At 61.1% G+C, this 7,901-nt stretch carries 8 protein-coding genes; 7 read left to right on the forward strand and 1 reads right to left on the reverse strand.

From position 1 onward, the window contains the following. Positions 1–941 (reverse strand): MFS transporter (locus JWQ61_RS10255; RefSeq protein ID WP_304360443.1); only part of this gene is annotated, 941 nt, incomplete at its 3' end. 168 nt (positions 942–1,109) lie between these two features. Here JWQ61_RS10255 and cyoA point away from each other — a divergent pair. The 7 genes from cyoA to JWQ61_RS10290 all read left to right on the forward strand — a co-directional run. Then, the gene (gene cyoA, locus JWQ61_RS10260; protein WP_304360444.1) at positions 1,110–2,063 is read left to right on the forward strand and encodes a ubiquinol oxidase subunit II; all 954 of its coding nucleotides are present in this window, start codon (positions 1,110–1,112) and stop codon (positions 2,061–2,063) included. A 90-nt stretch (positions 2,064–2,153) separates the two neighbouring features. Then, the gene (gene cyoB / locus JWQ61_RS10265) at positions 2,154–4,157 is read left to right on the forward strand and encodes a cytochrome o ubiquinol oxidase subunit I (RefSeq protein ID WP_304360445.1); all 2,004 of its coding nucleotides are present in this window, start codon (positions 2,154–2,156) and stop codon (positions 4,155–4,157) included. Continuing rightward, positions 4,150–4,779 carry a cytochrome o ubiquinol oxidase subunit III gene (cyoC, locus tag JWQ61_RS10270; RefSeq protein ID WP_304360446.1) on the forward strand — a complete coding sequence of 210 codons (630 nt, stop codon included), beginning with the start codon at positions 4,150–4,152 and terminating at the stop codon, positions 4,777–4,779. The genes cyoB and cyoC overlap by 8 nt, the downstream gene beginning before the upstream one ends. Continuing rightward, on the forward strand, positions 4,776–5,264 hold the full coding sequence (gene cyoD, locus JWQ61_RS10275) for a cytochrome o ubiquinol oxidase subunit IV (RefSeq protein ID WP_304360447.1): 489 nt from the start codon (positions 4,776–4,778) through the stop codon (positions 5,262–5,264). The genes cyoC and cyoD overlap by 4 nt, the downstream gene beginning before the upstream one ends. After that, the gene (locus JWQ61_RS10280; RefSeq protein WP_304360448.1) at positions 5,261–6,109 is read left to right on the forward strand and encodes an SURF1 family protein; all 849 of its coding nucleotides are present in this window, start codon (positions 5,261–5,263) and stop codon (positions 6,107–6,109) included. The genes cyoD and JWQ61_RS10280 overlap by 4 nt, the downstream gene beginning before the upstream one ends. Beyond that, positions 6,099–7,448 (forward strand): ATP-binding protein, encoded by a 1,350-nt coding sequence (locus JWQ61_RS10285; protein WP_304360449.1) that lies wholly within the window; start codon positions 6,099–6,101, stop codon positions 7,446–7,448. Before JWQ61_RS10280 ends, JWQ61_RS10285 begins: the two co-directional genes overlap by 11 nt. After that, positions 7,438–7,901, forward strand: a 464-nt coding sequence (locus tag JWQ61_RS10290) for a response regulator transcription factor (protein ID WP_304360450.1), incomplete at its 3' end; no start/stop codon positions are given. The genes JWQ61_RS10285 and JWQ61_RS10290, both read left to right, overlap by 11 nt.

A 7,901-nucleotide genomic window follows, 5' to 3' on the forward strand; every position in this document is an offset into this window, starting at 1 on the left:
CCCAGCGCCATGAGCGCGGCGCCGATGACCTGGATGATCAGGAAATCGCTCACGGAGCGCATCGAATACAGAGTGATCCAGGACAGCGGGAACACGGTCACCAGGTGGAACAGGGCGTAGCTGGCCAGGGCTGCCAGGGCGCCGATGATGACGTTGCGTCCTTGCGAACGGGTCATTTCCAGGGCATTGGTCGGTTCCAGCTCGCGCTCGTCAAGCAAACGGGCATATTCCGGGGTAGACACCAGGCGCAGGCGGGCGAACAGGGCGACGACGTTGATGGCGAACGCCACGTAGAACGGATAGCGCCAGCCCCAGTCGAGGAAATCTTCGGTGGTCAGGTTCGACAGCAAGTAGGCAAACAGGCCGCCGGCGATCATGAAACCTACCGGCGCCCCCAACTGGCCCAGCATGGCGTACCAGCCGCGCCGGTTTTGCGGCGCATTCAGCGCCAGCAGCGAGGGCAGGCCGTCCCAGGAGCCGCCCAGTGCAATGCCTTGGCCGATGCGCAGCAGCGCCAGCAAGACGATGGCGTAAAATCCCAGGTGCTGGTATGTTGGCAGGAACGCAATCCCGGCGGTAGAGATGCCTAATATGAAGAGCGCCGCCGTCAATTTGACTTCGCGCCCGAGGCGGCGCTGGATCGCCATGAACAGCACGGTGCCGAAAGGCCTTGCCAAAAAGGCAAAGGAAAAAATCACGAATGCGTAAAGCGTGCCTTCCAGCTGCTGCTCGAACGGGAAGAACACCGAGGGAAACACCAGCACCGAAGCCATGGCGTACACGAAAAAGTCGAAATATTCAGACGCACGGCCTATAACTACGCCGATAGCGATCTCGCCGGGGGCGATGGAGTCTGGTTTGGCATTCTGCGCATCATTGATGGTTGAATGCGACGAGAAATCAGCGGAAACTTCGCCATTGTGGCTATGGGTGCTCGTCATCATAATATTGTCTCTAGTGGGTTTCTGTTAATACTGGCCATGCCAACCAGCCGTGTCGAACCCTTCCCGATGTTATGAGTGTAGGGTAGGACAAAACGTCCAATCGCCAACGCATACCAGTCAGTGTACATTATCACAATCTGATAGCTTCGACGGTACTTTTACTCTATGGTTTCCCTCTTATCTCGGCGTGGATTGCTCCTCCTTCCCCTCATTTTGTTGGCTGGTTGCAACACGGTGGTGATGAATCCGTCTGGCGATATCGCCTCCCAGCAGGGCCGCCTCATCGTGGTTTCCACGATCCTGATGCTGCTGATCATCGTTCCGGTGATTGCGCTGACCATCTGGTTTGCCTGGCGCTACCGTAAAAACAATACCGCTGCACGCTATGAACCCGACTGGGACCATTCGACCCAGCTCGAGCTGGTGATCTGGGGCGCGCCGCTGCTCATCATCATCGCCCTTGGCCTGCTGACCTGGATCAGCACCCATACCCTGGATCCCTACCGGCCGCTGTCGCGCCTGGATGCGAACCGCCCGATTCCGGCCGACACCAAGACGCTGACGGTAGAAGTGGTGGCGCTGGACTGGAAATGGCTGTTCATCTATCCGGAGCAAGGCATCGCCACCGTCAATGAGCTGGCTGCGCCGGTCGACATGCCGATCCGTTTCAAGATCACCTCGTCGGCCATCATGAATTCCTTCTTCATTCCTGCGCTGGCCGGCCAGATCTACGCCATGCCGGGCATGCAGACCTCCCTGAACGCGGTGATCAACCGGCCGGGCGAATACGACGGCTTCTCCGCCAACTATAGTGGCGCCGGCTTTTCCGACATGAAATTCAAGTTCCACGGCATGACCGCGGAGAATTTCGAGAACTGGGTAAAGACCACCAAGGCAGCCAGCGGCAAGCTGGACCGCGCCGACTACCTGCAGCTCGAAAAGCCGAGCGAGAAGGAGCCGGTGCGCTACTACGGCGCTGTCGATCCGAGCCTGTACCACGCCATCCTTAACCGCTGCATCGAACCGGGCCAGATGTGCATGGACCAGATGATGGCGGCCGACAGCGGCCACAACATGGCTGGACACCAGGCCGAAGACCCGGCCAAACACCATGAATAACCATTCGCAACAAGAGCCGGCAGTGCTCCGTTCTGCCAGCAGTGGCGCCACTGTGTGCGCCACGTTTCCCTTTTTCACCGGAAAGTAACGATGCTAGACCATATTGATCTGACCAAGCTGATCTTCGGCCGTCTCACCTGGGAAGCGATTCCCTACCACGAACCGATTCTTATCGCGACCTTCCTCATGGTCGCCATCGGCGGCGCAGCAGTGCTTGGCGCGCTGACCTATTACAAGGTCTGGGGCACCTTGTGGCGCGACTGGTTCACCAGCATCGACCACAAGAAGATCGGCATCATGTACGTGGTGCTGGGCCTGGTGATGCTGCTGCGGGGCTTCGCCGACGCCTTGATGATGCGCGCCCAGCAGGCGTTTGCCTTCGGCGATTCGGCCGGCTTCCTGCCGCCGCACCACTACGACCAGATCTTCACGGCGCACGGCGTCATCATGATCTTCTTCGTCGCCATGCCACTGGTGACCGGCCTGATGAACTATGTGGTGCCGCTGCAGATCGGCGCGCGCGACGTTGCTTTTCCTTTTCTGAACAATTTCAGCTTCTGGATGACCACCTTCGGCGGCATGCTGGTCATGGCTTCGCTGTTCGTGGGCGAATTCGCCCGCACCGGCTGGCTGGCTTATCCGCCGCTGTCAGGCATCCTCGCCAGTCCGGACGTGGGGGTCGACTACTACATATGGGCCTTGCAGATTGCCGGGGTAGGGACGCTGCTATCGGGGATCAACCTGATAGCGACCATTGTCAAGATGCGCGCGCCCGGCATGAACATGATGAAGATGCCGGTGTTCACCTGGACCGCCCTGTGCACCAACGTCTTGATCGTCGCCGCCTTCCCGGTGCTGACCGCCGTGCTCGGCATGCTGTCGCTGGACCGTATCGTCGGCACCAACTTCTTCACCAATGACATGGGCGGCAACGCCATGATGTATGTCAACCTGATCTGGATCTGGGGCCACCCCGAGGTTTACATCCTGATCCTGCCGGCCTTCGGCATCTTCTCGGAAGTGGTCTCGACCTTCAGCAGCAAGCGCCTGTTCGGTTATACCTCGATGGTCTACGCCACCGTGGTGATCACCATCCTGTCCTACCTGGTATGGCTGCATCACTTCTTCACCATGGGTTCCGGCGCCAGCGTCAACTCGTTCTTCGGCATCACCACGATGATCATCTCGATCCCGACCGGCGCCAAGATCTTCAACTGGCTGTTCACCATGTACCGCGGCCGCATCCGCTTCGAGCTGCCGATGCTGTGGACCATCGGCTTCATGATCACCTTCGTCATCGGCGGCATGACCGGCGTGCTGCTGGCGGTGCCGCCGGCCGACTTCGTGCTGCATAACAGCCTGTTCCTGATCGCCCACTTCCACAACGTGATCATCGGCGGCGTGCTGTTCGGCATGTTTGCCGGCATCAACTACTGGTTCCCGAAAGCCTTCGGCTACAAGCTGGACGACTTCTGGGGCAAGTGCTGCTTCTGGTTCTGGACCATCGGTTTCTACGTCGCCTTCATGCCGCTGTACGTGCTGGGCCTGATGGGCGTGACCCGCCGCCTCGGCCACTTCGAAGATCCGTCGCTGCAGATCTGGTTCCAGATCGCCGCCTTCGGCGCTGTCCTGATCGCGCTCGGCATCGCTTCCTTCATCGTGCAGCTGGTGGTCAGCTTTCGCCGTCGCGAATCGCTGCGCGACACCACCGGCGATCCGTGGGGCGCGCGCACCCTGGAATGGTCGACCTCGTCGCCGCCGCCGGACTACAACTTCGCCTTCACGCCAGTGGTGCACGACAACGACGCCTGGACCGACATGAAGGCCAACGGCTATGCGCGTCCGCAGAAGGATTTCGTCTCCATCCACATGCCGAAGAACACGGCGGCCGGCATCATCATCGCCGCGCTCAGCGCTGCCGTCGGCTTTGCCCTGATCTGGCACATGTGGCTGGTGGCCGGCCTCGGCTTTGCAGCGATGATGGCAGCCATCATCATCCACACCTTCAACTACAACCGCGATTACCACATCTCGGCGGACGAAGTCGTCCGCACCGAGGGTGAACGCACACGATTGCTGGCTAGCCATGTCTGATATCACGATGAACACCACCGGCGCGGCTGATCCGAGCGCGCGCTTCTACACCCGCGAACATCATCCGGAAAACGGCACCTTGCTCGGTTTCTGGCTGTACCTGATGAGCGATTGCCTGATCTTCGCCTGCCTGTTCGCGACATACGCTGTATTGGGCCGCAACTATGCAGGCGGCCCGACCGGCGCCGAACTGTTCGACCTGCCGCTGGTGGCAGTCAACACGTCGCTGCTGCTGCTGTCGTCGATCACCTACGGTTTTGCCATGCTGGAAATGCAGCGCAAGCGCCAGGGCGCAACGCTGGCCTGGCTGGCTGTCACCGGCATCCTCGGCGCCTGCTTCATCGGCTTCGAACTGTACGAGTTCGTGCACCTGATCCACGAAGGCGCCGGCCCGCAGCGCAGCGGCTTCCTGACCTCGTTCTTCGCACTGGTGGCGACCCATGGCCTGCACGTCAGCTTCGGTATCGTCTGGCTGGTCACGCTGATGTTCCAGGTCAAGCGCCACGGGCTTACCGCTGAAAACGGCCGGCGCCTGATGTGCCTGTCGATGTTCTGGCATTTCCTGGACGTGGTCTGGATCGGCGTCTTCACCTTTGTCTATCTGATGGGAGTTTTGCCATGAGCGGCGGACATCAACAACACCCGGCGCGCGCCGTCGGCCACGGAGATCACGATGGTCACCACGGCCACACCCATGCCGACCACGGCAGCCTGAAAAGCTACACCACCGGCTTCGTGCTGGCCGTGATCCTGACCGCGATCCCGTTCTGGCTGGTGATGGCCAAGGTATTCGACAAGTCCAGCACCACCGGACTGGTGCTGCTTGGTTTCGCCGCCGTGCAGATCGTGGTGCACATGGTGTATTTCCTGCACATGAACACCAAATCGGAAGGCGGCTGGTCGATGCTGGCGCTGATCTTCACGATCATGCTGGTATTCATCATGCTCAGCGGTTCGTTATGGGTGATGTACCACCTGAACCACAACATGATGCCGGGCATGATGCCCGACACCACGGAAGTGGTGCCGGAATCGATGCAGAAAATGCCTGACATGCCAAAAATGCACAATATGCAAGATATGCAGCATATGCAAAACATGCAATGAAACAGGCGCCGCGCGGCATGGTGAAGGACGGTCAAGGCGCAGCGCCGGTTGCGCCAAGGGTCCGCTCCACAGCTGTGCTGCTGGCGCTGGCCATCTGCGCCGGACTGGTGTTCGCGGGTTTCGCCGCACTAGGAACCTGGCAGCTCAAGCGCCTGCAATGGAAGCTCGACCTGATCGAGCGGGTTGAACAAAGAGTACACGCGCCGGCCGTGGCCGCTCCCGGCCCCGGGCGCTGGCCGCAGATCAATGCCGACGCCGACGAATACCGGCGCGTGCGCCTCAGCGGCACCTTCCTCTACGCACTGACAGCCCGGGTCCAGGCTTCGACCGAACTTGGCGGCGGATTCTGGCTGCTGACGCCATTGCGCAGCGCGGACGGCAGCGTGGTGCTGGTCAACCGCGGTTTTGTACCGGCCAAGGCCGACGTCCAGCCCGCTACACCCGAGGTCGGCCCCGCCGAGGTAAGCGGGCTGCTGCGCATGAGCGAGCCGGGCGGCGGTTTCCTGCGCCACAATGATCCCGCGGCTGACCGCTGGTATTCGCGCGACGTGCAAGCGATTGCCTCGGCGCGCGGCCTATCGCCGGCAGCGCCTTATTTCATCGATGCAGACGTGGCTACAGCCAGCCATGACACCGGCGGCAACCGTCCGGTCGGCGGCCTGACGGTGATCGCCTTTCACAATAACCATCTGGTTTATGCTCTCACTTGGTATGCTCTTGCCTTGATGGTGGCGGGCGCCTGTTTCTGGGTAGGGCGGGAAGAGCGGAATCTGCGCCGGCGCTCTCCGCCACGCGCTGCCGCCAATGCCGATGGGATCGGCCGTGAAAGTGAAGATGGCAAGTAAAATCGATATTCTTGCAAATACAGACGATCTGAAACGGCGCTGGACGATAGCGGCCGGCGTTGAAAGCGCTGCCGGCCACAAGAACATGCTGCAGCTGATCCAGCTGCGCTGGATCGCCGTGATCGGGCAGATCACCACCATCGCCTTCGTAATCGCCGGTTTCGGCATCCACCTGCCGTTGCCGCACATGCTGAAGGTGCTGGCGTGCCTGGTAGCGTTCAACATCGCCAGCCACCTGCGCTGGCATGAACGGCGCGTGGCCAGCAACGGCGAGCTGTTCCTGGCGCTGCTGGTGGACGTCGGCATCCTCACCGCCCAGCTATATTTCAGCGGCGGCATCACCAATCCGTTCGCCTTTCTTTTCCTGCTGCAGGTGATCCTCAGCGCGGTGCTGCTGGAAACCTGGTCGACCTGGACCATCGTCGCCGTCACCAGCGCCTGCCTGGCCGGCCTGTCGCTGTTTTCCGAACCGCTGGCGCTGCCGCCAGACCATGGCAACGGCTTGTCCAGCCTGTATGTCGAAGGTCTGCTGATCTGTTTTGTGCTGAATGCCGCCTTGCTGGTGTTTTTCATCACCCGCATCGGCCGCAACCTGCGCGCCGGCGCCGCCCAGCTGGCCGATTTGCGCCAGCGCGCGGCGGAGGAAGATCATATCGTGCGCATGGGCCTGCTGGCTTCCGGCGCCGCGCACGAACTCGGTACGCCGCTGGCCACCTTGTCGGTGATCCTGGGCGACTGGCGGCGCATGCCCGAATTCAGCAAGAACAGCGAACTGCTGGAAGAAATCAGCGAGATGCAGGCCCAGCTGCAGCGCTGCAAGAGCATCGTCAGCGGCATCCTGCTGTCGGCCGGCGAGGCGCGCGGCGAATCGTCGGTGAAGACCACCATCAGCACTTTCCTCAACGACCTGGCCAAGGAATGGTGCGCAACCCGGCCGATCGTTTCGTTTGCCTATGAAAACCGGATAGAGCAGGATATGCCAGTCGCTTTCGATTCCGCCCTCAAGCAGATGATCTGCAATGTGCTCGACAATGCGCTGGAAGCCTCGCCGCAGTGGGTCAGCCTGGAAGCAACGCGGGAAGCCGATGCGCTGACCCTGGTGGTGAGCGATAGCGGCCTCGGTTTTGCACCTGCCATGCTGGCGCACCTGGGCAAGCCTTACCAGTCGAGCAAAGGACGGCCAGGCAGCGGCCTCGGGCTGTTTTTCGTGGTCAATGTCGCCCGCAAGCTAGGCGGCACCGTGACGGCGCGCAACCGGGAGCAGGGCGGGGCGCTGGTCCAGCTGACTTTGCCGCTGGCATCGATCAGCCTTGAACAGGATACCGAACATGGCGACTGACCGTCTGCTGCTGATCATCGAGGATGACGCCACGTTCGCGCGCACCCTGGGCCGTTCGTTCGAGCGCCGCGACTACACCGTCCTGCTGGCCTCGAACCTGGGCGAGGCCGCTGCGCTGCTGCGCCAGCATTCGCCGGGATATGCGGTAGTCGACCTCAAGCTGAACGACAGCACCTCCGGGCTAGCCTGCGTACAGATGCTGCACAAGCACGATCCGGCCATGCTGATTGTGGTGCTGACCGGTTTCGCCAGCATCAACACGGCGGTGGAAGCGATCAAGCTTGGCGCCTGCCAGTATCTGGCCAAACCATCCAATACCGACGATATCGAGGCGGCTTTCGGCCATGTCGCCGGCGCTGCCGAGATTGAACTGAGCAACCGTTCGACCTCGATCAAGACGCTGGAGTGGGAGCGCATCCACGAAGTGCTGGTGGAAACCGGCTTCAACATCTC

Origin of the sequence: Collimonas fungivorans, assembly GCF_028292705.1 — a bacterium.
Taxonomy (GTDB): Bacteria; Pseudomonadota; Gammaproteobacteria; order Burkholderiales; family Burkholderiaceae_D; genus Collimonas; species Collimonas fungivorans_B.